A 22,157-nucleotide genomic window follows, 5' to 3' on the forward strand; every position below is an offset into this window, starting at 1 on the left:
GCGACCACGCCGGCCGAGACGCCCAGTCTCAGCGGTCGACTTCGCAGCACTCCTGCAGCAGGCGCAGGTTGGGCACGGTGACGGTTCGGTTGTGCTCGACGACGATCGTGCCGGTCCTTCGCAGTTTGGTGATCTGGCGGCTGACGGTCTCGATGGTGAGACCGAGAAAATCGGCGATGTCGGCACGCTTGAGCGGCAATTCGAAGCAGATGGGACCGTCAGCCCCCAACTGCTCGGGATCGATATGGGAGGCGATCAGGAACAGAAAACTCGCCACCTTCTCCGCCGCCGATTTGCGGCCGAGCGTGAGAATCCACTCGCGCGCCTCGTCGAGTTCCTTCAAGGACTGCTCGTGCAGCTTATGCTGGAGCTCCGGCGTCGTGGCGACCATTTCTTCGATGATACTCTTGGGAAAGGAGCAGACGGTGACTCCTGTCGCCGCTTCGGCCGAGGCCACCGTCTGGCTCTTGAAGGGGCGGCCGAGAAAGTCCGGCGCGAATTGCAGGCCGACGATCTGCTGGCGCCCGTCGGCCATCAACCGCGTCAGCTTCACCACGCCGCTCAGAATGTTGGAATAGCGGCGCGCGCCTTCGCCGGCAGGCACCAGTTCTTCATCGCTGCCATAGGCATGCCGGGACGTGTGCTTGCTGAGCGTGATCAACTGATCCGGTGACAGCGCGCCGCAGACGCCCCGATGCCGTGCTTCGCAGGCGCGGCATAGGACTGGGAGTTCCGAGTTGTGAATATCCAGCCGCTCGACCGGGGAAGTTTGGGCCATCATTTGATCATCCACGCCATTCCTCCCAGCGGCAGTGTTAAAGAAGATAGGCTTGCGGTTCAAACCCTGTTTGCTATCGAACGGACGGGCGAGCCGGCTGACACCTGATTCCAACGGCCAACAGGGGGACATATGCAGGAGACGTGGCGCTGGTTCGGTCCGGCCGACAAGATCGCTCTGGCCGAAATCCGCCAGACCGGGGCCCGCGGCATCGTCAATGCCCTGCACGAGATCCCCTATGGCGAGGTCTGGCCCATCGAGGCGATTGCGGCCCGCCAGGCGCTGATCGAAGCGGACCCGTCGCTGGGTCTCACTTGGCGCGTCGTCGAAAGCCTGCCGGTGCACGAGCGAATCAAGCTCGGCGACAGCGATCTGGAGCCGCTGTTCGAGACCTACCGGCAGTCGCTGCGCAATCTCGCCGCCCGCGGCATCGACACGGTCTGCTACAATTTCATGCCGCTGCTCGACTGGACGCGGACCGAACTGGCCGCGCCACTGGCCGGTGGCGGTACGAGCCTGCGCTTCAACCTGCACGAATACGCCGCCTTCGACGTCTTCATGCTGGAGCGGCCGGGGGCGGCGGAGGACGTCTCACCCGAGGTTCTCGATCGCGCCAAGGCGTGGTTCGATGCCTCGGATGCCGCCGATCGCGAGCGGCTTCTCGCGGCGATCATGGCCGGCCTGCCCGGCGCCTATGCGCGCTACGATGTGCCCGGCCTCCGCGACATCCTGAAGCGCTACGACGGCGTCACCCGCGACGACGTCCGCGCCAATTTCAAACGCTTCCTCGAAGCGATCATTCCCACAGCAGAGGCGGCCGGCATGCGCCTTTGCGTCCATCCCGACGATCCGCCGCGACCGCTCTTCGGGCTGCCGCGCATCGTCTCCAATGCCGAGGACATCGCCTTCGTGCTCGATGCCGTTCCTTCCCCTTCCAACGGCCTGACGCTCTGCTCGGGCTCGCTGGGCGCCAATCCCTTGAACGACGTGCCGGGTATCGCCCAGCAATTCGCCGACAAAATCCATTTCGCGCATCTGCGCAACGTCGCCAAGGATGCCGACGGCTCCTTCGAGGAGGCCGATCATCTCGCCGGCGACATCGACATGGTGGCGCTGGTGCGCGTGCTGATGGCCGAGGAGCGCCGCCGCCGGGCCGAGGGCCGCGCCGACTGGCAGATCCCGATGCGGCCCGATCACGGCCACGAGCTTCTGTCGGATATCGGCCGGGGCACGCATCCCGGCTATCCGGTGATCGGGCGGATGCGCGGCCTTGCGGAACTGCGCGGCGTCATGGCCGCCATCGAAGCCTTGGAAGGAAGCGCGTCGTGACCCCCGCTTCGACCCGCCGCATCGTTGCGATCGGCGAATGCATGATCGAGCTCGCCTCGGCCGGAGAGGGTCTCTACCGCAAGGGCTTTGCCGGCGACACCTTCAACACCGCCTGGTACCTGCGCCGCGAGCTCGACGCGGATTGGCGGGTCGCCTATCTGACCGCACTCGGCACCGACCCCACCTCCAACGAGATGCTCGCCTTCTTCGCCGAGGCCGGTATCGAGACGACCCCGGTGCGGCGCATCGATGGGGCCATGCCGGGGCTCTACATGATCCATCTCGACGGCGCCGAGCGCAGCTTCTCCTATTGGCGTGACACCAGCGCGGCGAAGCAACTCGCCGCCGATCCCGGCCACCTCGAAGCGGCATTCGCGGGCGGCGACGCCTTCTATTTTTCCGGCATCACCCTGGCGATCCTGCCGGCCACGGATCGAAACGCGCTGCTCGAAAAGCTCGGCGCGGCGAAGGCCGCCGGGAAAGCCGTCGCCTTCGACCCCAATATCCGCCCACGCCTCTGGCCCGATCCCGCCGAAATGCGCCGTTCGATCAAAGCCGCCGCTGGCGTCTCGACGATTTGCCTGCCGAGCTTTCCCGACGAGAAAGCCGCGTTTGGCGATGCCTCTCTGGCTGAAACCGCCGACCGCTATCTCGGCCTCGGTGCGGACGAGGTGGTGGTCAAGGATGGCCCCGATCCGGCACTCGTCGCTTATGCCAATACGCGTGAACAGGTCGCAGCTGAGGCCGTCGCGCAAGCGCTCGACACAACGGGTGCCGGCGACAGTTTCAGCGCGGCCTATTTCGCCGCGCGCCTCGACGGCCTGCCGCCGATCGACGCCGCCCGCAAAGGCCACGCGCTGGCCGCGCAGGTCGTCCAGCACTACGGCGCGTTGATGCGATAGAGCGGCGGCGATGCGCAGCGACGAAGATTGACTTGCTGACACCCCTTTCGCTACAGACCGGACGACAGTCACGGCCTGAGCGGAAAGACAGTCTTGTTCGACAACCAAAGTCACGCGGACGCAAAGGTATCGTCGGAACGGAGCTTCGCGCTCACCTTCGGCGCCGTCCTATTGCTCGTCAGTTTTTGGCCGCTCGTGTCCGGCGGCTCCGTTCGCTTGTGGGCAGCGTTCCTGTCAGCCGGTTTTTTCGTCCTGGCCTTCGCCCGGCCGGCCATCTTCGCGCTGCCCAACCGGTATTGGTCGCGCCTCGGCGTACTTCTCGGCCATATCGTGTCACCGGTCGTGATGACGCTGCTCTATGGAGTGGTGGTACTACCCAGCGGACTCTTCTTGCGCGTGATTGGCGTCGATACGATGAACCGGCGCATCGACAGGTCGGCAACGAGCTACTGGATCGAACGCGACGAACAACCAGGCGCCATGGATCGCCAGTTCTGAGGAAAAGCCATGTCGTTCATCGCCGAATTTTTTCATTTCATGGGAAGGCGCAAGAAATACTGGCTCTTCCCGGCTTTCATAACGCTCTTCCTGTTTGGTGGCTTGCTGGTCATCACGCAAGGCTCGGCCGTCGCACCCTTCATCTACACGCTGTTCTAAGATGACGGTCATCGTAGGGCTGTCGGCCTATTTCCACGACAGCGCCGCGGCGATTGTCGTGGACGGACGGCTCGTTGCCGCGGCCCAGGAAGAGCGCTTCTCCCGCAAGAAGCACGATTCGCGCTTTCCGCGGCAGGCCCTGGACTACGTCCTCGAAGAGGCCGGGGTATCGATCGACGACGTCGACCATTTCGCGTTTCACGACAAGCCGTTCCTCAAATTCGAACGGTTGATCGAAACCTACCTGACCTATGCGCCGAAAGGATTTGGGTCGTTTCGACGGGCGATACCGATCTGGCTTCGCGAGAAGCTGTTCATGAAATCGATGATCGGCGATGAGCTGCAGGACGCCGGCGCCGACAAAGCATGCCGCAAGAAGATTCTGTTCGCGGAACATCATCAGGGCCATGCGGCGAGCGCCTTCTTCCCCTCACCATTCGACGAGGCGCTGGTGCTGACCATGGATGGCGTCGGCGAATGGGCGACAACCAGCGTCTCGATCGGCCGCGGCAACAAGCTGGAAATGGTCCGCGAACTACACTTTCCCCATTCGCTCGGCCTGCTCTACTCCGCCTTCACCTATTATCTCGGCTTCAAGGTCAACAGCGGCGAATACAAGGTCATGGGCCTGGCACCCTATGGCGAACCGCGTTTCGCCGACCTCATCCTCGAAAAGCTGGTCGATGTGAAGCCGGACGGCTCGTTTCGTCTCGACCAGAGCTATTTCACCTACGCGACCGGCCTGACAATGACCGGCCCGGCCTTCGCGGCATTGTTCGGCCAACCGACGCGCAATCCCGAGACCGATCGTCTCACCCAGTTCCACATGGACGTTGCGGCATCCCTCCAGGCGGTGACCGAAGAGATCATCCTGCGCATGACCCGCTCCCTGGCGGAGGAATTCAACATCCGCAATCTCTGTCTGGCCGGCGGGGTCGCGTTGAATTGCGTCGCGAATGGCAAGATCCTGCGCGACGGCCGGTTCGACGACATCTGGATTCAGCCGGCGGCCGGCGACGCCGGCGGCTCGGTCGGGGCCGCTATGGCCGCCTGGCACTGCGAATTGGGCCATCCGCGCCAGCCGGAAACGCCGGACGCCATGCGCGGCGCCTATGTCGGCCCGGAATTTTCGCAAGAAGCGATCGAAGCTGCTCTCGACGCATGCGGCGCCGTGTATTCGGTCACGGATTCGGATGCCTTGGTCGTCTCCGTGGCAACGGAACTCGCTAGCGGCAAGGCCGTCGGCTGGTTCCAGGGACGGATGGAATTCGGCCCGCGGGCGCTTGGCGGACGCTCCATCCTGGCCGACCCCCGCTCCGGGCAGATGCAGAAGACGCTCAACCTGAAGGTCAAGTTTCGCGAGAGCTTCCGGCCGTTCGCGCCGGCTGTCCTGCGCGAACATGTCGGCGAATGGTTCGAGATCGAGGGCGACAGCCCTTACATGCTGATGGTGGCCGATGTCCGCAAATCGCGGCGCCGGGCGATGTCGGAAAGCGAAAACAGCCTCTTCGGAATCGACAAGCTGAATGTCGCCCGCTCGGAGATTCCGGCCGTCACCCATGTCGACTATTCGGCCCGTATCCAGACCGTCAGCGCCGACACCAATCCGCGCTTTCACGCCTTGCTGAGCGCGTTCAATGCACAGACCGGCTGCCCGGTCCTGGTCAACACCTCGTTCAACGTCCGCGGCGAGCCGATCGTCAACACGCCGCAGGATGCCTTCCGGTGTTTCATGGGGACGGGGCTGGATGTCCTGGCGATCGGCAATTGCCTGTTGTTCAAGGAAGAGCAGACCGCCGCCGAGAACGCCTCCTACCGGGATGCCTATGAGCTCGATTAAGCGCTGGGCTGCCATCCTGTTCGTCAATATCGCGCTGCTCGCCGGCAGCATTTTTCTCGCCAATCTCTATCTCGACTTCGACAATTTCCGCCGAACCCAACCGGAACAGGAACGCCAGCGCCTGGAAGCGGAGGCGCGCGACATCGACGCCGCCTATTTCCGCCAGTGCCTGTCGCAGGATCATGTGCAGATCTTTTATCCCGACCTTTTGCGTCAGGAGAGGTACCGGTCGATCTCGGAGAGCACCGGCTTTTTGCCGCCCGGCCCGATTCCGCACACGGCCACCGCCTATTGCAACGAAGGCAATGGCTTCGTCCGCTATACCAGCGATCGCTTCGGCTTTCGCAACGACGATGCAAACTGGGACCGGCCGGTCGACGTCCTTTTCGTCGGCGATTCCTTCGTCCAAGGGGCCTGTGTGGACGAGCCCTATGTCTTGTCGAACCGGGTAGCCGAGCGAACCGGCAAGAATGTCGTCAATATCGGCACCGGGAGCAACGGCCCCAATCACTACCGCGCGCTGCTCGACACCTTCGTCCCGATAGTCGAACCGGCTTACGTCGTGCTCGTGTTCTTTCCCAACGACAACGTCCAGATCGACGCTGACGACGCCTATAGCACCCGCCAGCATGGAACGCCGGCGGCCCATTACAGCCGCTCTGGCATCGACCAGCAGGGGCGCGACTTCTATCGCGCGGTCCGACCGTTGATGGAGCCGACATCCGGCCTGACACCGAAGATCGACTGCGACCGCGTCGACCTGACCTTTCCGGACATCCAGAAACAGGTGAAGGCCGATTTTTCCGCCCAAGCGAGCGCGAACTTCGGGAATGCTTTCGTCCAATATCTCCAGCAGATCGACAGCCGAGAAAAAGTCGCCGGCCTGGTCAAGCTGAGGGCGCTCCGCGGCATGCTTGCGACAATCGGGCAATCGGAGACCGAAGACCCGCTCACCACGCCCGACGCCACCCGCGCGGCCATCGACGCCCTGTTCGAGCAATGCGACGGCACCTGCGTCCCGGTGATCGCGCTGCTGCCGGGTTCGGAATACTGGCGGTCGGACTGGCGAACGGACACCTATCTCGACTTCGTGACCGCCTACGCGAAAGAGCGGGCCGGAAACCGCGATTACAAGCTGCTCGACGCACGCCCGCTGATCGACAGAAATGGCCTGGCTGATTTCCCGCCGGTCGGCGCCCATTACAGCGAAGAGCCATATGGCAGGGTCGGCGACGCGATCGCCGAAACCATTGGCGTAGAATGATCGCCAAGCCGCGGTGATCAGGCGCCTTTGAGCGGGACGATCCTGCTCGCCGAGCCCCGGCCGGCCGTGGAGCCCTCATTCTCTCTCGCGGGCAATTTTGCGGCGCGGAAGAAATTCGGCCGTTGCGGTTCATGTTGCGGGCCGCTGCCTATATGGTCTCGGATCAGAAGTACCGCGAAAGGTCGTTTTCTGGACCGCGGTGCAGGGCGTGATGGTTCGGAGGCAAAATGTGCGGCATATGCGGTGAAATCCGGTTCGACGGGCAAAAGGCCTCGGCCGGGCGGCTTCAGCGCATGGGCGACTGCCTGGCTCCGCGTGGTCCGGACGGCTCCGGCCAGGTGATGCGCGGCCGGGTCGGCCTCGGCCACCGGCGGCTGAAGATCATCGACCTCTCCGACAAGGCCGAGCAGCCGATGGTCGACCCCGAACTCGGGCTCACCATCGCCTTCAACGGCTGCATCTATAACTATCCGGAGCTGCGCAAGGAGCTTGAAGGCAAGGGCTATCGCTTCTTCTCGCATGGCGACACGGAGGTCATCCTCAAGGCCTATCACGCCTGGGGACGCGATTGCGTCAAGCGCTTCCACGGCATGTTCGCCTTCGCCATCCACGAGCGCGACTCTGGCCGGGTGCTGCTTGCTCGCGACCGCTTCGGCATCAAGCCGCTCTACCTGTCGCAGAACGCCGGGCGCCTCTATTTCGCCTCCTCGTTGCCGGCGATTCTCAGGACCGGCGACGTCGATACCGCGATCGACCGCGAGGCGCTGCACCACTACATGACGTTCCACGCCGTGGTGCCGCCGCCGCTGACTATTCTCAAGGGCGTTCGCAAGCTCGCCCCCGCGACGACGCGGCTGATCGAGGCGGACGGCAGCTTCGACGACGACATGTTCTGGGTGCCCGAATTCGGACCACGCCCAGGCGACGACAAGCTGTCGTCGAACGATTGGCGTGACATGGTGCTGGAATCGCTCAAGACCGCGGTCGCTCGCCGCATGGTCGCCGACGTTCCGGTCGGGGTGCTTTTATCGGGCGGCGTCGATTCCTCGCTGATCGTCGGGCTTCTGGCAGAGGCCGGGCAGAAGGACCTCAACACCTTCTCGATCGGTTTCGAGGATGCCAATGGCGAGGTCGGCAACGAATTCGAGTTCTCCGACCTGATCGCCAATCACTACGGCACCGAGCACCACAAGATCTTCGTGCCCGGCTCGGAACTGATGGAGCATCTGCCCGGCACCATCGCGGCGATGTCGGAGCCGATGGTCTCTTACGACAATGTCGGCTTCTACCTCTTGTCGCGCGAGGTTTCCAAGCACATCAAGGTGGTCCAGTCCGGCCAGGGCGCCGACGAAATCTTCGGCGGCTATCACTGGTATCCGCCGATGGTCGGCGCCAATGATTCGCTGGCCGCCTACAGCCATGCGTTCTTCGACCGCTCGCATGAGCGGCTGCAGAGCCACATTTCGCCGGAATGGCACACGGAGACCGACGTCAGCCGCGAATTCGTCGAGCGGCATTTCGCCATGCCGGGCGCGGAAAACCCCGTCGACAAGGCGCTGAGGATCGACGCCCACGTCATGCTGGTCGACGATCCGGTCAAGCGGGTCGACAACATGACCATGGCCTGGGGACTGGAAGCGCGGGTGCCCTTCCTCGACCACGAGCTGGTGGAACTGGCCGCGCGCGTGCCGGCGGCCGAAAAGCTGAAGCAGGACGGCAAGGGTGTCCTCAAGGAAGTCGCGCGTCAGATCGTCCCGTCGGCGGTGATCGACCGCAAGAAGGGATATTTCCCGGTTCCGCAGCTCAAATACATCTCCGGCCCCTATCTCGACATGGTGCGTGATACGCTGACCTCCGAAAGCGCCAAATCGCGCGGCTTGTTCCGCGGCGACTATCTCGAGACGCTGTTCGCCGATCCGGCCGCCCACATCACGCCGCTGCGCGGCTCGGAACTCTGGCAGGTCGCGCTTCTCGAACTTTGGCTCCAGCAGCAAGGGATCTAGCGCCGCTATGGCAGATCACCGGCCCAGGACCCAGCCCAATATCGACCACCGGCTGAAGCGGATGCGCACCGACGGCATCAAGGCGCCGATCGGCCGGCACGATCCGAATGTGCCGGCGGCCGAGAAAAACGCCTATCTCGATTGCGGTTGGGGGCGGCTGGTCTTCGCCCAGACCTTCGAGGACCCGACGGAGCTCGTGCGCAGCCTGCGCGAGGAAGGCCCCGATCGCCGCGATATCGCGTTCTACGCACGCGACCCGCATGTGCTTTTGAGCCACGCGCCGCAGGAGCTGTTCCTCGATCCCTCGCACACCTACCGTCTCGATCTTTCGACCTATCGCAGCGATCCGCGCCGGCCGCGCGGCTATTTCATCCGGCGCCTGTCCTCCGAGCAGGACGCGACCGAGGTCAACCGCATCTACCAGAGCCGCGCCATGGTGCAGGTGCATCCATCCTTCTTCTGGTCGAATCGAGATAACCGGGCGCTGACCTACTTTGTGGCCGAGGACGAAACCACCGGCGCAATTCTTGGCACGGTCACCGGCGTCCACAATCGGCGCGCCTTTAACGACCCGGAGAATGGTTCCTCGCTCTGGTGCCTTGCGGTCGACCCCCAGGCCACGCATCCCGGCATCGGCGAGGCGCTAGTGCGCCGGCTGGCCGAGCATTTCCAGGCGCGCGGCTGTGCGTTCATGGATCTGTCGGTCATGCACGACAACGAGTTGGCGATCGGGCTCTATGACAAGCTGGGCTTCTACCGGGTTCCGTATTTCGCCGTGAAGCGCAAGAACGAGATCAACGAGAAGCTGTTCACCGGTTCCGGCGCCGATTACGACAGCCTCAACCCCTATGCCCGGATCATCGTCGACGCGGCGCGGCGGCGGGGCATCCATACCGAAGTGACCGACGCGGCCGGAGGCTTCTTCCGCCTGACCCAGGGCGGTCGCACGATCCATTGCCGCGAAAGCCTGTCGGAGCTGACCTCGGCCATCGCGATGTCGATCTGCGACGACAAATCGGTAACCCGCCGCATGGTCGAGGCCGCCGGCGTCGCGGTCCCCGAGCAGATCGAGGCGGACGGCGGCGACGAGGCGCTTGCCGCCTTCATCGCCCGGCATGGCCAGATCGTCGTCAAGCCGGCGCGAGGCGAACAGGGCCGCGGCATTGCCGTCGGCATCGAAACCGTCGAGGACGCGAAAGCCGCGATCACCGCGGCGCGCGAGCAATCGGACCGGGTGCTGCTGGAATCCTGCTTCGAGGGCCAGGATCTCCGGCTGATCGTCATCGACTATCGCCTGGTCGCCGCCGCCCTGCGCAAGCCGCCCCAGATCACCGGCGACGGCAGATCCAGCGTGCGCGAACTGATCGAACATCTGTCCCGGCGCCGGGCGGCGGCTACCGCCGGCGAAAGCCGGGTGCCGCTCGACGCGGAGACCGAGCGCTGCGTCAGGAATGCCGGTCACGCCCTGGACGACATTCCGGCGAAGGGCGAGCGGATCACCGTTCGCAAGACCGCAAATCTTCACACCGGCGGCACCATTCACGACGTGACCGGCGAGGTGCATCCGGTTCTCGTCGATGCGGCTGTCGCCGCTGCCCGGGCGATCGAAATCCCGGTGACGGGGATCGACCTGATGGTCAAGGCGCCGCACTTGCCGGACTACGTCTTCATCGAGGCGAACGAACGGCCGGGGCTTGCCAATCACGAGCCGCAACCGACGGCGGAGCGGTTCATCGACCTCTTGTTTCCCCTGTCGATCCCGTTTTCAGTGCGCGCCGCCAGGTCTCACAAACGTAAATCCAGGAAGGACGACTAGGTGCCAAGGCTTGCCATCGATGCGCAGTATCTGACGGACCAGCTGAAGGCGCTTCTCGATATCCCCAGCCCCACCGGCTACACGGACACCGTCGTTCGCCATGTCGCCAAGGAACTGGAGCGACTCGGGCTGACCGTCGAACTGACCCGGCGCGGCGCGATATCGGCGCTCCGGCAAGGCTCGCGCCGGGCCTCGGCGCGGGCGATCGTCAGCCATCTCGATACGCTGGGTGCCCAGGTCAAACGCCTGAAGGAGAACGGCCGCCTCGAACTCGTGCCGATCGGCCACTGGTCGGCGCGCTTTGCGGAGGGCGCGCGCGCGACGCTGTTCACCGAATCCGGCACCTATCGCGGCACGATCCTGCCGCTGAAAGCCTCCGGCCATACCTATAACGACGAGATCGACACCATGCCGGTCGGTTGGGATTTCGTGGAGTTGCGGGTCGACGCACTCGGCCGCGACGTGCGCGAGCTGCAGGCCCTCGGCATCGAGATCGGCGATACCGTTGCGATCGACCCGCAGCCGGAGTTTCTCGACAACGGCTTCATCGTCTCGCGTCACCTCGACAACAAGGCCGGCGTCGCGGTCATGCTCGCCGCGATCGAGGCGATGGAGCGCGCCGAGGCATCGACGCCCGTCGACATGCACTGGCTGTTCACCATCGCCGAGGAGGTTGGCGTCGGCGCCGCCTCTATCCTGACGCCCGACGTCGCCTCGATGATCGCGGTCGACAACGGCACGTCGGCGCCAGGCCAGAATTCCTCCGAATTCGGCGTCACCATTGCCATGGCCGACCAGACCGGCCCGTTCGACTATCACCTGACCAAGAAACTCGTCCGGCTCTGCCAGGAAGAGGATATCCGCTACCAGAAGGATATCTTCCGCTTCTATCGTTCCGATTCCGCCTCCGCGATCGAGGCAGGGCACGACGTGCGCACGGCGCTGATCACCTTTGGCGTCGACGCCTCGCATGGCTATGAACGCATCCACATGCATGCGCTGCGCTCGCTCGCCGAACTCGTCACCGCCTACGCCACCTCGCCGGTCGAGATCGAGCGGGATCGCAACCAGCATGCAGGTATCCAGGGATTCACCCGGCAGCCGGCGGTCGAGGCGGAGCAGGCGCTCGCCGAGGATTCCCACCTCGCCGAGTAACGCGCTGCCGTCCCGCCGGATCCAATGGGCGTCGAACCTCTCGCTGTTCATAAGATCGCGCGACCGCGATAATATCGAATACCGGGGTCCGGTGTGGCACCGCGTCGCCGACAACAGGGGATGATAGGCATGACGTCCGAAAAAATCCTGACGCTGGCCGAGGCGTGGTGGCGCGATATCGAGGCGACCGCCGCGGCCCATCCCTCCATCGCGATCATGGGTCTGATTCTCGCCCTCCTGTCGCTGCTCCTGTCGCGAAGCCTGCTTGTCTTCCTCACCGCGGCGTTTCTCGCCGTCGCCGCCATCGTTGTCACGGAGCCGGTTGCCGATCCGCTCAAACGCGAAGCCCTCATCGGCGGGTTCTTCCTGGCGATCGTCCTCGTCTCCCTCGTGGTGATGATGCTGCGGCTGCGCCTGCGTCAGGCACGCATCGATCTGCGCCGCACGGCAGCGGAAGCGAGCGAATGGCAAGCCCTCTATCAGGATGAGGTGCGCTGGCGGAAGGCCGGCGGCGATGTACGGGACCGGCTGCCGCCGGGCGGCTGAGGTCAACCGAGGCGCCGAGACCCGCTGCCGTCGTCAGAGCCCATTTTTGACAAAGGCCTCGGCGCGATCGATCGGATCCGCTGCATCGCGCGTCGCCGCGTCGGATTCCACCAGGGTCGTCGCCACCTTCGAGGACGCCTTGAGCGTGCGGTGAACCGGGCATTTGTCGGCGATTTCCAGGATCTTGGCTTCAAGCCCATCAGGCACACTGCCCTCGATGTGGATGCGGCGGGTGAACTGATCAATCTTGCCGTCGCGCGCCCGCTCGTCCTCGGCGCAGGACTCACAGTCCTTGAAGTGCACCTTTCGATGCGCGACATCGACCGTGATCCGGCCGAGATCGAGCTTCTTGCGATCGGCGTACATGCGCAGCGTCATCGAGGTGCAGCTGGCCAGCGCCGCCGACAGGAAGTCGTAGGGCGATGGTCCGCTGTCGAGGCCGCCGACGCTTTCCGGCTCGTCGGCCATCAGCCGGTGACGCCCCGCATGGACCGCGTTCTGGAACGTGCCGCCGAGGGTCTCGCGCACGCCGACATGCTCGATCTCGGTCTCGCCCTGGGGCTTTTCCGGCCCGATGTAACGGGTTGCCCAGCCGGCGACGACCTCGGCCGCGAACTCGGCGTCGGCGCGCTTGGTCAACAGGTGATCGGCGCCGTCTAGCGACACGAAGCTCTTGGGGTGGCGCGCCGCGGTGAAAATCGCGCTGGCATTGTCGATGCCGACGAACTCGTCGACCGGCGAATGCATCACCATCAGCGCCTTGCGCATCGTCGCGATGCGATCCGTCAGGCGAGTGCCGCGAATGTCTTCCAGGAACTGCCGGCGGATGGTGAAGGGGCGGCCGGCCAGTTTCACGGCAACCGCCCCCTCGGCCTGGATGGCGTCGACATGGGCCGCGAACTGTTTTTCGACGTGGCTGGCTTCGGCGGGCGCCGCGATGGTGACCACCGCCCTGACCTCGGGAATGTCGCCGGCAACGGCAAGAACGGCCGCGCCTCCCAGCGAATGGCCGATCACGATTTTCGGCGCCGCGAAATTGGCCCGAAGATAGTCGGCGGCGCTTTTCAGATCGGCGACGTTGGAGGAAAAGTTCGTCGAGGCGAATTCGCCCTCGCTGGAGCCGAGGCCGGTGAAATCGAAGCGCAACACGGCGATGCCCTGCCCGGCGAGGCAATTGGCGATGGTCCGCGCCGCCTGAAGGTCCTTGGAACAGGTGAAGCAGTGGGCAAAGAGCGCATAAGCCCGCACCGGGCCCAGCGGCATGTCGAGCCGAGCCGATAGGGCGTCGCCGGAATGGCCTTGGAAGTCGACGCGCAGGATCGAATCGCTCATGCCGCTGAGACTCCGATGTTTGTTACGATGGGCTGGACGATAGCCACTTTCGGCGCGCGCCGGCAGGTCCCGACGGTCACATGATCCGGAGGCAGAATTTTCTTTTGCCGATCGCGCGCGGCGAACACGATCAGATACGCGGGTTCGCCGATCCCCGCCTCCTCTATCAACCGCTGGCCGATCCACCTACATGGCTCCGATCCGCACAAATATCTCCGATTGGAAGCCACAATGGTCCAGCCTGACGATCTCTCCCAGCTCGGCCGCGACGCCCGCCCGGCGGCATCGCCCGACGAAGCGGTTCTCGAAACCGTGCCCTATCGGCGCGGCGAGGGCGCACCGGCCATCGTCCGCTTCACCTGCCCGGAATTCACCTCGCTCTGTCCAGTGACCGGACAACCGGACTTCGCCCATCTGGTGATCGACTACGCGCCGGACGAACGGCTGGTGGAATCGAAATCGCTGAAGCTGTTCCTCACCAGCTTCCGCAACCACGGCGCCTTTCACGAAGACTGCACCGTCGCCGTCGGTCGGCGCATCGTCGAAGCGACGAAGCCGCTCTGGCTCAGGATCGGCGGCTACTGGTATCCGCGTGGCGGCATCCCGATCGATGTCTTCTGGCAGACCGGCCCAGCCCCGGAAGGCGTCTACCTGCCGGATCAGGGCGTCCCGCCCTATCGCGGCCGCGGCTGACGGCGGATGCTTTGCCATTGAACTGATCATAGGTGCCTTTCGGGACAGGGCGTATCATGCTGCGATACTAATGATTGACCTCTCCGCGCATTCGTGTCATGTTGAGACACGTTCGGAGCGGCCATGATCCTTTCATTTAAGGGCAAGCACGCCAAAGCGATAGGCGATGGGAAGGTCGCCAAAGGGTTCCCGCCGACTTGGTGCCAGCAACCGAACGCAAGCTACAAATGATCGAGGACGCTGCGGTTCTGGACGATCTTCGCTCCCCGCCGGGAAACCGGCTGGAGACGCTCAAGGGAAACCGCAAAGGCCAACACTCGGTTCGTATCAACAATCAGTGGCGAATCTGTTTTCGCTGGACTGCGGCTGGTTCAGAGGATGTCGAAATCACCGATTACCATGTTTAACGATCGAGCTTATCCGATCGCCGCCATGCCAAGGAGGGCAAGATGGCACTCAATCTGTCCCGTCCGATCCATCCCGGCGAAATCCTTCGCGAGGAATATCTCCTGCCGCTGGGGCTGACTCCCTACGCGTTGGCGAAAGCGATCAACCTTTCCCGTCCACGGATCGAACGCCTGTCCCGCGAAACCACGCCGGTCACACCCGATACCGCCTTGCGCCTTGGTCGCTATTTCGGAACCACTCCGGACTTCTGGCTGAATCTCCAGAAGTCCTATGATCTGAAAATTGCATCAGAAGCGAAAAAGGCTGAGATCGCGGCGATCGTTCCCCGCGCGATAAAAGCAGCGTAACCCTACTGCTTCAGGTTCGTCGGCCGCCTCCACTTCGACCACCACAGGTCGGGCGGGATGCCCCCGCCCGACGGCGTCTTTTTGCCCGATCAGGGTGTCCCGCCCTATCGCGGCCGCGGCTGACGCTGCGTCCGTCGCCATTGAACGGCGCGCCGCTTCGGCTTAGGACGCTGTAGGGATTTAGCGGGGACAAGCATGGAACTCGACAGCATCGAAGACGCGATCGCAGCGATCGCGGCGGGGGAACCGGTGGTCGTCGTCGACGACACCGACCGGGAGAACGAAGGCGATTTGATCATGGCGGCGTCGAAGGCGACGCCCGAGCGGATGGCCTTCATGATCCGCCACACCAGCGGAATCATCTGCGTGCCGATGACCGCGGAACGGGCCGACAAGCTGAATCTGCCGCCGATGGTCGCCAACAATCTCGATCCGATGCGTACCGCCTTCACCGTTTCGGTCGACTACAAGGTCGGCATGACGACGGGCATTTCGGCCGAGGAGCGGACCAACACCGTCCGGGCGCTGGCCAACGACAATTGCGCTGGAACCGACTTTCTGAGGCCCGGCCACATCTTCCCGCTGATCGCGCGGGACGGCGGCGTCTTGACCCGCTCCGGCCATACCGAAGCCGGCACCGATCTCGCCAAGCTCGCCGGGCTGGAGCCGGCTGGCGTGCTTGCCGAGGTCGTCAATGACGACGGCACGGTCAAGCGCCTGACCGAACTCATCCCCTTCGCGCGCGAACACGGGTTGAAGATCATCTCGATCGAGGACCTCATCTCCTATCGCATCCGCCGGGAGTCCTTCGTCACCTGCGTCAAGGAGGAGGCGATGACCGTCGGCGGCATGGCCGCCCAGGTGCGTATCTATGAAACCCCGTTCGACCAGATGCAGCATGTCGTCGCCGTCTTCGGCGACGTGCGCGACGGCGAAAAGGTGCCGACCCGCATCCATCGCGAACAGCCGGTGCTCGACCTGTTCGGCCGCACCCGCGAGGCGAAGACCTGGGTGGAGGTCGCCGTCGACCAGCTGAAAAGCCACGGGCGCGGGGTTCTGATGCTCCTGCGAACCCCGAATGTCGACGATTTCGAAGCCGGCGACGCCGTCGCGGATCACGCCGACGGCGAACGCCACGGCAGCGCGTTGAAACGCCAGCAGCGCTGGCGCGAGATCGGCGTCGGCGCCCAGATCCTGCGCGACCTCCACATCCGGTCGATTTCGGTTCTGGCGACGCACGAGCGGGCCTATGTCGGGCTCACCGGCTTTGGCATCGAGGTCGCCGGCACCATACTGGTCGAGGACTGACCGGCCCTGCCGAGGGGCGGCGAGCCGCGCCCGCGTAGGATAGCGCCGGGCGGCCCGTCGCGTTCGGCAAAGGTCTCGGAGACCGCGGGTTGCGAGACATGCGACACCAGTGTCACATAGTCGTTCCAGGTTTGATGAGGGCGGCATGGGCGGGCAGCGGGACGATGGCAAAGGCGGGACCGATCGCGAAGACTCCGACCTGACCACCCAGGGCCCAACGCTGCTGGTCACCGACGCGGCGGCCTGGCGCCCCCATCCCGGCGCGACGCGCGTGGCGATCGCCGCCAGCTGCGGCTGGAGCGTGCGCTACGCTGATGATTGCAGCGAGACGCCACCGCCGACGCCGGCCGAGTTGGCAACCCTTCGAGACATCCGGCGGCGGACCGCCGACGCCCCCCGGCGGAGTGCCGCGTGAGACGGATGGAGCGCACCCGCGTCGCCATTATTGGCGGCGGACCGGCCGGGCTTCTGCTGGCGCTCATCCTTCACCGCGCCGGGATCGACAGCGTCGTCATCGAGCGCAGAAGCCGCGATTACGTCTTGTCGCGCATCCGCGCGGGCGTTCTGGAAAAGGGCACGACGGATATTCTGAGGACCGCCGGCGTCGGCGCGCGCCTTGACCGGGAGGGGCTCGTGCATGACGGGCTCGACATCGCCTGGCGCGGCGAAGTCCTGCATATCGGCCTGCGCGAGCTGACCGGCAAAACCGTCACCGTCTACGGCCAGACCGAGGTTACCCACGATCTTTACGACGCGCTCGACGAAGCCGGCGTACCGGTTATCCACGAGGCCGAGGACATCCATCTGTGGGACATCACGACCGACACGCCGTTCGTGACCTTCCATACGCAGGACGGCGAGCACAGCCTCGAATGCGATTACGTCGCCGGTTGCGACGGCTTCCACGGCGTCTGCCGCCAGACCATTCCGGCCGATCTGCTGCGGACCTTCGAACGGGTCTATCCGTTCGGCTGGCTCGGTATCCTCACCCGGACGCCGCCAATCCAGGACGAGCTGATCTACGCCCATCACGCGCGCGGCTTTGCGCTCTGCTCGCTCAGAAGTCCGCAATTGTCGCGCTACTACCTCCAGTGCGACGCCGCCGACGACGTCGCCAACTGGCCGGACGAGCGCTTCTTCGACGAGCTCGAGGCGCGACTGCCGCCTCGGGTCGCCGCCCATCTCAAGCGCGGTCCCTCGATCGAGAAATCGATCGCGCCGCTCAGATCCTTCGTCGCCGAGCCGATGTGCCACGGCCGGCTGTTCCTGGCCGGGGACGCGGCGCATATCGTGCCGCCGACCGGGGCCAAGGGGCTGAACCTCGCCGTCTCCGACGTCCATTACCTGTCGCGGGCGCTGATCGCCCATTACCGCGACAAGGACGACCACCTACTGGAAACCTATTCCGAGACGGCGCTCGCCCGGGTCTGGAAGGCCGAACGCTTTTCCTGGTGGTTCACCTCGATGATCCACATGTTCGAGGCGGATGGCGCCTTCTCCCAGCGCATCCAGGAAGCCGAATTCGACTATCTCGCCTCCTCGCAAGCGGCCCAGACGGCACTGGCGGAGAACTATGTCGGATTGGCGTATTGAGGGCCGCGACTCTTCAGGCCTCCCAATCTTCCAGTTGGAGGCCCTCGACTCGTTCGAACTCGCGCCGGTTGTGCGTGATGAGCGTCAATGAGCGCGCCATCGCCTGCCCCGCGATGAGGACGTCATAGGGGCCGATCGGCAATCCCACTCCTGCGAGCTTCGCCCGAATCTTCGCGGCCTGCCACGCGTCCTCCCGATCGAGTTCAAGGATCTGGAACCGCAATTCATCCAGCCGCGCCAGATTTTCGGCAACCCGAACGCTCTTGTAGGCACCGTAATAGAGTTCGTGCGCGACGACGACGGAGATGGCGTAGTGCTCGGGCGAATGCTGCTTGAGGCGTCCATGAACCTCGACGTTCCCCTTCAGCACGGCGATGACGGCATTCGTATCGAGCAGAAATGTCATTCGAAGACGCTGAAATCGCGGTCTTGTTCCCCTGTCGGGCGCTCCGTCGCCGCGCTCTCGAAATCACTGTCCACGGGGCCGATCAGATCGTCGAGCCACTTCCAGTCCTGTTCCACAGGCTCCAGAATGACGGCGCTGCCGTGCCGCCGGATACGCACGGTCTCGCCGGCGAATCGAAACTCCTTGGGAAGCCGGACAGCCTGCGAACGGCCCGACCAGAAGACTTTCGCCGTGCTCATTCCAAACCTCCTAATGGTATATGGCAAAAAGATATATCGACTGAGCGGTGGCGACAAGCGCAAAGACGTCATGGCGGGGGATCTTGGGCCGACCGTCTCGATAAGAGAGGAGGCGCCCTCTGAGAGCATCCCATCTTGTCGCGCGGGACCCCACATGACGAAAGACAGCCTCTTTTTACGCGAGAATGCGCAAAATTTCGCCTCGCCTTGTCGCGGGTTCAAGGCTTATGCAGTGTGACTGCAAGCTTGACCTCAACGAGGACGACGACATGGCCGAGCGCCCGTTCATCCGCGACAACGACCGATCCGACGACGGGATCGGCGAGCGTGAGCCTTTGCGCCCGGCGCGCATGGGCGAGCTCGCGACCCTGCCGGTGTTCTTCGACCTCGGAGCCAAGCGTGTCGTCATGGCCGGCGGCTCCGCCGGCGCGGCCTGGAAGGCGGAACTGCTGGCCTCGGCCGGGGCGCATGTCGACTTCTATGCGCCGTCCGACGACCTCGACGCGGAGATGGCCGAGCTTCTGGCCGCTCCGCCGGTTGTGGGCCGCATCCATCATCACGACCAGCCATGGTCGGCCGACATCTTCGCCGGTGCGGCGATCGCCGTCGGCGATGTGGAGAGCGAAGCCGAGGCACAGACCTTCTATTGCGCGGCCAAGGCTGCGGGCGTTCCGGTCAATGTCGTCGACAAACCGGCCTTCTGCGATTTCCGCTTCGGCTCGATCGTCAACCGTTCGCCGGTCGTCATCGGCATTGCCACCGACGGCGCCGCGCCGATTCTCGGTCAGGCGATCCGCCGGCGCATCGAGACGCTGCTGCCACCGGCACTCGCGGGCTGGGCGGCGCTCGCCTCGAAAATCCGCGCGGACGTGATGGACCGGCTGGCGCCGGGGCCGCTGCGCCGCGCCTTCTGGGAGCGCTTCTCCGACCGCGCCTTTACGACTCGCACGCCGGACGCGAACGCGGAGAGCGACGCCCAGGACTTCGTCGCCGAGCTTGCCCGCTCTCCGCAAGCCGGCGGTCGCGTGACGCTGGTCGGCGCCGGGCCTGGCGAAGCCGAGTTGTTGACGCTGAAGGCCGTGCGCGCCCTGCAGGCGGCCGACGTCATCCTGTTCGACGACCTCGTGTCCGACGAGATTCTGGAACTCGCCCGCCGCGAGGCCAAGCGGATGCTGGTCGGCAAGCGCGCCACCCGCGAAAGCTGCCGCCAGGAAGACATCAACCGGATGATGGTGCAGTTCGCCAAGGCGGGCAAGCATGTCGTGCGGCTGAAATCTGGCGACGTCTCGGTGTTCGGCCGGGCCGGCGAGGAACTCGACGAGTTGCATCGCGAGAACATCCCGGTCGCGATCGTGCCGGGCATCACTGCCGCCTCGGCGCTGGCCGCCACCTTCGGCGTTTCGCTGACCCACCGCGACCGCGCTCAACAGGTGCGGTTCGTTACCGGCCATTCCAAGCAGGGCGGTCTGCCGGAGGACCTCGACTGGCGGGCGTTGGCCGACGATCACGCAACGACGATCTTCTACATGGGTGGCCGGATGGCGCCGAAGATCGCCGCGCGGCTGATCGCCAACGGTCTGCCGGAGACGACGCCGGTGGCGGTCGCCGCCAATCTCAGCCGCGACGACGAAACCAAGGCCGCCGGCACGCTCGCCGATCTCGGCGCGATCGTCGCTCAGATCGGCGTCGACCGGCCGATCCTCATCGGCGTCGGCCGGGTGTTCGCCGATCATGCGCGCGCCGCCGCGACAGACCAGGACGAGGACACGGCCGAAGCAGTTACCGGCTGACCTGTCTCGTCATTCCCGGCTCACACCCCCGGATCGATCTGCACCGTCGAGCGATCGAGGACTTCGCGCAACGCGAAGGACGAGTTGATCCGCACGACATGCGGAAACGCCGACAGATGGGTCTTGTGGATGCGCTCGTAGTCCTCCAGATCGCGGGCCGCGATCCGCAGGAGATAGTCGTATTCGCCCGACATCAGGAAGCAGACGATCACGTTCGGACAGCGCTTCGCCGCCGCCTCGAACTCCGCCAATTGGCGTTCGCTCTGGCCGGACAGCCCGATATGCACGAGGACGGTGATCGGATGGCCGAGCGCGCGATTGGACAGCCGGGCATGATAGCTAAGAATCGCGCCGGTCGCCTCCAGCCGGTCGAGCCGGCGGGAACAGGCCGAGGGCGACAGGCCGACCCGTTCGGCAAGAGTGTTGTTGGCCAGTCGCCCTTCGCGCTCCAAAGCGCGCATAATGGCAAGGTCGAATCGGTCCAAGGCGTCCATGCACCGGATTTTTGCGCCTAACACCAATGTGACGCAAGTTCGTTGTGCAACCTCCCGTCAAACGCCTCAATTTCGAAAGGACATTGCGACCGCTTCCCGGCGAAATCTGCGAGATCGCCCAGAGGAGGACCATCATGCGCGTCGGCTGCCCGAAAGAGATCAAGAACCACGAATACCGAGTCGGCCTGACGCCGTCGGCGGCCCGCGAATATGTCGCCCAGGGCCATGAGGTGCTCATCGAGACCGGCGCCGGAGCGGGCATCGACGCCAGCGATGCCGATTACCAGGCTGCGGGCGCGACGATCGCCGCCGATGCCGCCGAAGTCTTCAAGGCCGCCGACATGGTGGTGAAGGTCAAGGAGCCACAGCCGAACGAGTGGGCGCAGCTGCGCGAGGGCCAGATCCTCTACACCTATCTCCACCTCGCGCCGGACCCGAAGCAGACCGAGGGATTGCTCGCTTCGGGCGTGACCGCGATCGCCTACGAGACCGTCACCGACGGGCGCGGCGGCTTGCCGCTGCTGGCGCCGATGTCGGAGGTCGCGGGCCGACTGTCGATCCAGGCCGCGGCCCGGGCTCTCGAAAAGGCCCATGGCGGGCGCGGCGTGTTGCTCGGCGGCGTTCCCGGCGTCGCCCCCGGCAAGATCGTCATCATCGGCGGCGGCGTCGTTGGCAAGGAAGCGGCCAAGATGGCGATCGGCCTCGGCGCCGACGTCACCATCCTCGACCGTTCGATCCAGCGTCTGCGCGACCTCGACGACCTCTTCGCCGGCCGCGTTCATACGCGCTATTCGACCAAGACGGCGATCGAGGAAGAAGTGTTCGCCGCCGACGCCGTGATCGGCGCGGTGCTCATCCCCGGAGCCTCGGCGCCAAAGCTCGTCACCCGCGAGATGCTCTCCGGTATGAAAAAGGGCGCGGTGCTGGTCGATGTCGCCATCGACCAGGGCGGCTGCTTCGAGACCTCGCATGCGACGACTCACGCCGAACCGACTTTCGAGATCGACGGCGTCGTGCATTACTGCGTCGCCAACATGCCGGGCGCCGTGCCGATCACCTCGGCGCACGCGCTCAACAACGCGACGCTACCCTTCGGCCTGGCGCTGGCCAACCGCAGGCTCGAGGCGTTGTCGGCCGACCCGCACCTGATGCACGGGCTCAACGTTCATCGTGGTCAGATCACCAACCGGGCCGTCGCCGAATCGCTCGGCCGGGCGATGATCGACGCCAACCAGGCGCTGGCCGCCTGAGGCAGCG

Annotated in this window: 23 protein-coding genes; 18 read left to right on the plus strand and 5 right to left on the minus strand. The window is 64.8% G+C overall.

What is annotated here, in order from left to right:
- Window positions 1-28: 28 nt before the first annotated feature.
- Window positions 29-778: a Crp/Fnr family transcriptional regulator gene (locus VQ045_RS02420; protein WP_327624310.1), complete on the minus strand. Its 750-nt coding sequence runs from the start codon at window positions 776-778 to the stop codon at window positions 29-31.
- Between the two features lie 132 nt (window positions 779-910).
- Between VQ045_RS02420 and uxuA the strand changes: the two genes are divergently transcribed.
- The 10 genes from uxuA (at window position 911) to VQ045_RS02470 (ending at window position 12,290) form a co-directional block, all read left to right on the plus strand.
- A complete protein-coding gene (gene uxuA / locus VQ045_RS02425; RefSeq protein WP_327624226.1) occupies window positions 911-2,107 on the plus strand; it encodes a mannonate dehydratase in 1,197 nt (398 codons plus the stop codon).
- A complete protein-coding gene (locus VQ045_RS02430) occupies window positions 2,104-3,009 on the plus strand; it encodes a sugar kinase (protein ID WP_331829036.1) in 906 nt (301 codons plus the stop codon). The genes uxuA and VQ045_RS02430 overlap by 4 nt, the downstream gene beginning before the upstream one ends.
- A 93-nt stretch (window positions 3,010-3,102) precedes the next feature.
- Window positions 3,103-3,507: an SxtJ family membrane protein gene (locus VQ045_RS02435; RefSeq protein WP_331829037.1), complete on the plus strand. Its 405-nt coding sequence runs from the start codon at window positions 3,103-3,105 to the stop codon at window positions 3,505-3,507.
- 9 nt (window positions 3,508-3,516) lie between these two features.
- Window positions 3,517-3,666 carry a DUF5989 family protein gene (locus VQ045_RS02440; RefSeq protein WP_331829038.1) on the plus strand — a complete coding sequence of 50 codons (150 nt, stop codon included), beginning with the start codon at window positions 3,517-3,519 and terminating at the stop codon, window positions 3,664-3,666.
- Between the two features lies 1 nt (window position 3,667).
- Window positions 3,668-5,506: a carbamoyltransferase family protein gene (locus tag VQ045_RS02445; protein WP_331829039.1), complete on the plus strand. Its 1,839-nt coding sequence runs from the start codon at window positions 3,668-3,670 to the stop codon at window positions 5,504-5,506.
- On the plus strand, window positions 5,493-6,770 hold the full coding sequence (locus VQ045_RS02450; protein WP_331829040.1) for a hypothetical protein: 1,278 nt from the start codon (window positions 5,493-5,495) through the stop codon (window positions 6,768-6,770). Before VQ045_RS02445 ends, VQ045_RS02450 begins: the two co-directional genes overlap by 14 nt.
- A gap of 227 nt (window positions 6,771-6,997) precedes the next feature.
- Window positions 6,998-8,773 carry an N-acetylglutaminylglutamine amidotransferase gene (locus VQ045_RS02455; RefSeq protein WP_331829041.1) on the plus strand — a complete coding sequence of 592 codons (1,776 nt, stop codon included), beginning with the start codon at window positions 6,998-7,000 and terminating at the stop codon, window positions 8,771-8,773.
- Between the two features lie 7 nt (window positions 8,774-8,780).
- Window positions 8,781-10,589, plus strand: coding sequence for an N-acetylglutaminylglutamine synthetase (ngg, locus tag VQ045_RS02460; RefSeq protein ID WP_331829042.1), 1,809 nt, complete (start codon window positions 8,781-8,783; stop codon window positions 10,587-10,589).
- The gene (locus VQ045_RS02465; protein ID WP_331829043.1) at window positions 10,590-11,744 is read left to right on the plus strand and encodes an osmoprotectant NAGGN system M42 family peptidase; all 1,155 of its coding nucleotides are present in this window, start codon (window positions 10,590-10,592) and stop codon (window positions 11,742-11,744) included. It abuts the gene before it with no gap.
- 129 nt (window positions 11,745-11,873) lie between these two features.
- Window positions 11,874-12,290 (plus strand): hypothetical protein, encoded by a 417-nt coding sequence (locus tag VQ045_RS02470; RefSeq protein ID WP_331829044.1) that lies wholly within the window; start codon window positions 11,874-11,876, stop codon window positions 12,288-12,290.
- A gap of 33 nt (window positions 12,291-12,323) precedes the next feature.
- On the opposite strand, the gene VQ045_RS02475 is transcribed toward VQ045_RS02470, so the two are convergent.
- Complete coding sequence (locus VQ045_RS02475) at window positions 12,324-13,622, minus strand: bifunctional alpha/beta hydrolase/OsmC family protein (RefSeq protein ID WP_331829045.1); 1,299 nt, start codon at window positions 13,620-13,622, stop codon at window positions 12,324-12,326.
- Between the two features lie 231 nt (window positions 13,623-13,853).
- On the opposite strand from VQ045_RS02475, the gene queF reads away from it, so the two are divergent.
- The 6 genes from queF to pobA all read left to right on the plus strand — a co-directional run bounded on the left by queF (window position 13,854) and on the right by pobA (window position 17,971).
- Complete coding sequence (queF, locus tag VQ045_RS02480; RefSeq protein WP_331829046.1) at window positions 13,854-14,315, plus strand: preQ(1) synthase; 462 nt, start codon at window positions 13,854-13,856, stop codon at window positions 14,313-14,315.
- A 227-nt stretch (window positions 14,316-14,542) separates the two neighbouring features.
- The gene (locus tag VQ045_RS02485) at window positions 14,543-14,722 is read left to right on the plus strand and encodes a type II toxin-antitoxin system RelE/ParE family toxin (RefSeq protein ID WP_331829047.1); all 180 of its coding nucleotides are present in this window, start codon (window positions 14,543-14,545) and stop codon (window positions 14,720-14,722) included.
- Between the two features lie 42 nt (window positions 14,723-14,764).
- Window positions 14,765-15,070, plus strand: a complete 306-nt coding sequence (locus VQ045_RS02490; protein ID WP_331829048.1) for a HigA family addiction module antitoxin — start codon at window positions 14,765-14,767, stop codon at window positions 15,068-15,070.
- A gap of 195 nt (window positions 15,071-15,265) precedes the next feature.
- Window positions 15,266-16,378: a 3,4-dihydroxy-2-butanone-4-phosphate synthase gene (ribB, locus tag VQ045_RS02495; protein ID WP_331829049.1), complete on the plus strand. Its 1,113-nt coding sequence runs from the start codon at window positions 15,266-15,268 to the stop codon at window positions 16,376-16,378.
- Window positions 16,379-16,523: 145 nt separating this feature from the next.
- The gene (locus VQ045_RS02500; protein ID WP_331829050.1) at window positions 16,524-16,793 is read left to right on the plus strand and encodes a hypothetical protein; all 270 of its coding nucleotides are present in this window, start codon (window positions 16,524-16,526) and stop codon (window positions 16,791-16,793) included.
- Window positions 16,794-16,798: 5 nt separating this feature from the next.
- Window positions 16,799-17,971, plus strand: coding sequence for a 4-hydroxybenzoate 3-monooxygenase (gene pobA, locus VQ045_RS02505; protein ID WP_327624401.1), 1,173 nt, complete (start codon window positions 16,799-16,801; stop codon window positions 17,969-17,971).
- A gap of 13 nt (window positions 17,972-17,984) precedes the next feature.
- Here the strand turns inward: pobA and VQ045_RS02510 are convergent, their stop codons facing one another.
- Complete coding sequence (locus VQ045_RS02510; RefSeq protein ID WP_327645258.1) at window positions 17,985-18,377, minus strand: type II toxin-antitoxin system VapC family toxin; 393 nt, start codon at window positions 18,375-18,377, stop codon at window positions 17,985-17,987.
- Window positions 18,374-18,616, minus strand: a complete 243-nt coding sequence (locus VQ045_RS02515; RefSeq protein WP_327645256.1) for an antitoxin — start codon at window positions 18,614-18,616, stop codon at window positions 18,374-18,376. The genes VQ045_RS02510 and VQ045_RS02515 overlap by 4 nt, the downstream gene beginning before the upstream one ends.
- Before the next feature lie 350 nt (window positions 18,617-18,966).
- On the opposite strand from VQ045_RS02515, the gene cysG reads away from it, so the two are divergent.
- Complete coding sequence (gene cysG, locus VQ045_RS02520; RefSeq protein ID WP_331829098.1) at window positions 18,967-20,406, plus strand: siroheme synthase CysG; 1,440 nt, start codon at window positions 18,967-18,969, stop codon at window positions 20,404-20,406.
- A gap of 20 nt (window positions 20,407-20,426) precedes the next feature.
- Here the strand turns inward: cysG and VQ045_RS02525 are convergent, their stop codons facing one another.
- Window positions 20,427-20,900, minus strand: a complete 474-nt coding sequence (locus VQ045_RS02525; RefSeq protein ID WP_331829051.1) for an Lrp/AsnC family transcriptional regulator — start codon at window positions 20,898-20,900, stop codon at window positions 20,427-20,429.
- A gap of 134 nt (window positions 20,901-21,034) precedes the next feature.
- Here VQ045_RS02525 and ald point away from each other — a divergent pair, with 134 nt between their 5' ends.
- On the plus strand, window positions 21,035-22,150 hold the full coding sequence (ald, locus tag VQ045_RS02530; RefSeq protein ID WP_331829052.1) for an alanine dehydrogenase: 1,116 nt from the start codon (window positions 21,035-21,037) through the stop codon (window positions 22,148-22,150).
- The last annotated feature ends 7 nt before the right edge of the window (window positions 22,151-22,157 follow it).

This window comes from Aurantimonas sp. E1-2-R+4 (genome assembly GCF_036549515.1).
GTDB lineage: Bacteria > Pseudomonadota > Alphaproteobacteria > Rhizobiales > Rhizobiaceae > Aurantimonas > Aurantimonas coralicida_A.

What these genes read in the sequence shown, in the direction of transcription:
- pobA (WP_327624401.1), top strand. Translation starts at nt 16,799, where the DNA reads ATGGAGCGCACCCGCGTCGCCATTATTGGCGGCGGACCGGCCGGGCTT.
- VQ045_RS02420 (WP_327624310.1), bottom strand. Translation starts at nt 778, where the DNA reads ATGGCCCAAACTTCCCCGGTCGAGCGGCTGGATATTCACAACTCGGAA.
- cysG (WP_331829098.1), top strand. Translation starts at nt 18,967, where the DNA reads ATGGGCGAGCTCGCGACCCTGCCGGTGTTCTTCGACCTCGGAGCCAAG.
- ngg (WP_331829042.1), top strand. Translation starts at nt 8,781, where the DNA reads ATGGCAGATCACCGGCCCAGGACCCAGCCCAATATCGACCACCGGCTG.
- ald (WP_331829052.1), top strand. Translation starts at nt 21,035, where the DNA reads ATGCGCGTCGGCTGCCCGAAAGAGATCAAGAACCACGAATACCGAGTC.
- VQ045_RS02485 (WP_331829047.1), top strand. Translation starts at nt 14,543, where the DNA reads ATGATCGAGGACGCTGCGGTTCTGGACGATCTTCGCTCCCCGCCGGGA.
- VQ045_RS02510 (WP_327645258.1), bottom strand. Translation starts at nt 18,377, where the DNA reads ATGACATTTCTGCTCGATACGAATGCCGTCATCGCCGTGCTGAAGGGG.
- queF (WP_331829046.1), top strand. Translation starts at nt 13,854, where the DNA reads ATGGTCCAGCCTGACGATCTCTCCCAGCTCGGCCGCGACGCCCGCCCG.
- ribB (WP_331829049.1), top strand. Translation starts at nt 15,266, where the DNA reads ATGGAACTCGACAGCATCGAAGACGCGATCGCAGCGATCGCGGCGGGG.
- VQ045_RS02455 (WP_331829041.1), top strand. Translation starts at nt 6,998, where the DNA reads ATGTGCGGCATATGCGGTGAAATCCGGTTCGACGGGCAAAAGGCCTCG.
- VQ045_RS02525 (WP_331829051.1), bottom strand. Translation starts at nt 20,900, where the DNA reads ATGGACGCCTTGGACCGATTCGACCTTGCCATTATGCGCGCTTTGGAG.
- VQ045_RS02490 (WP_331829048.1), top strand. Translation starts at nt 14,765, where the DNA reads ATGGCACTCAATCTGTCCCGTCCGATCCATCCCGGCGAAATCCTTCGC.
- VQ045_RS02450 (WP_331829040.1), top strand. Translation starts at nt 5,493, where the DNA reads ATGAGCTCGATTAAGCGCTGGGCTGCCATCCTGTTCGTCAATATCGCG.
- VQ045_RS02470 (WP_331829044.1), top strand. Translation starts at nt 11,874, where the DNA reads ATGACGTCCGAAAAAATCCTGACGCTGGCCGAGGCGTGGTGGCGCGAT.
- VQ045_RS02500 (WP_331829050.1), top strand. Translation starts at nt 16,524, where the DNA reads ATGGGCGGGCAGCGGGACGATGGCAAAGGCGGGACCGATCGCGAAGAC.
- VQ045_RS02440 (WP_331829038.1), top strand. Translation starts at nt 3,517, where the DNA reads ATGTCGTTCATCGCCGAATTTTTTCATTTCATGGGAAGGCGCAAGAAA.
- VQ045_RS02445 (WP_331829039.1), top strand. Translation starts at nt 3,668, where the DNA reads ATGACGGTCATCGTAGGGCTGTCGGCCTATTTCCACGACAGCGCCGCG.
- VQ045_RS02515 (WP_327645256.1), bottom strand. Translation starts at nt 18,616, where the DNA reads ATGAGCACGGCGAAAGTCTTCTGGTCGGGCCGTTCGCAGGCTGTCCGG.
- uxuA (WP_327624226.1), top strand. Translation starts at nt 911, where the DNA reads ATGCAGGAGACGTGGCGCTGGTTCGGTCCGGCCGACAAGATCGCTCTG.
- VQ045_RS02475 (WP_331829045.1), bottom strand. Translation starts at nt 13,622, where the DNA reads ATGAGCGATTCGATCCTGCGCGTCGACTTCCAAGGCCATTCCGGCGAC.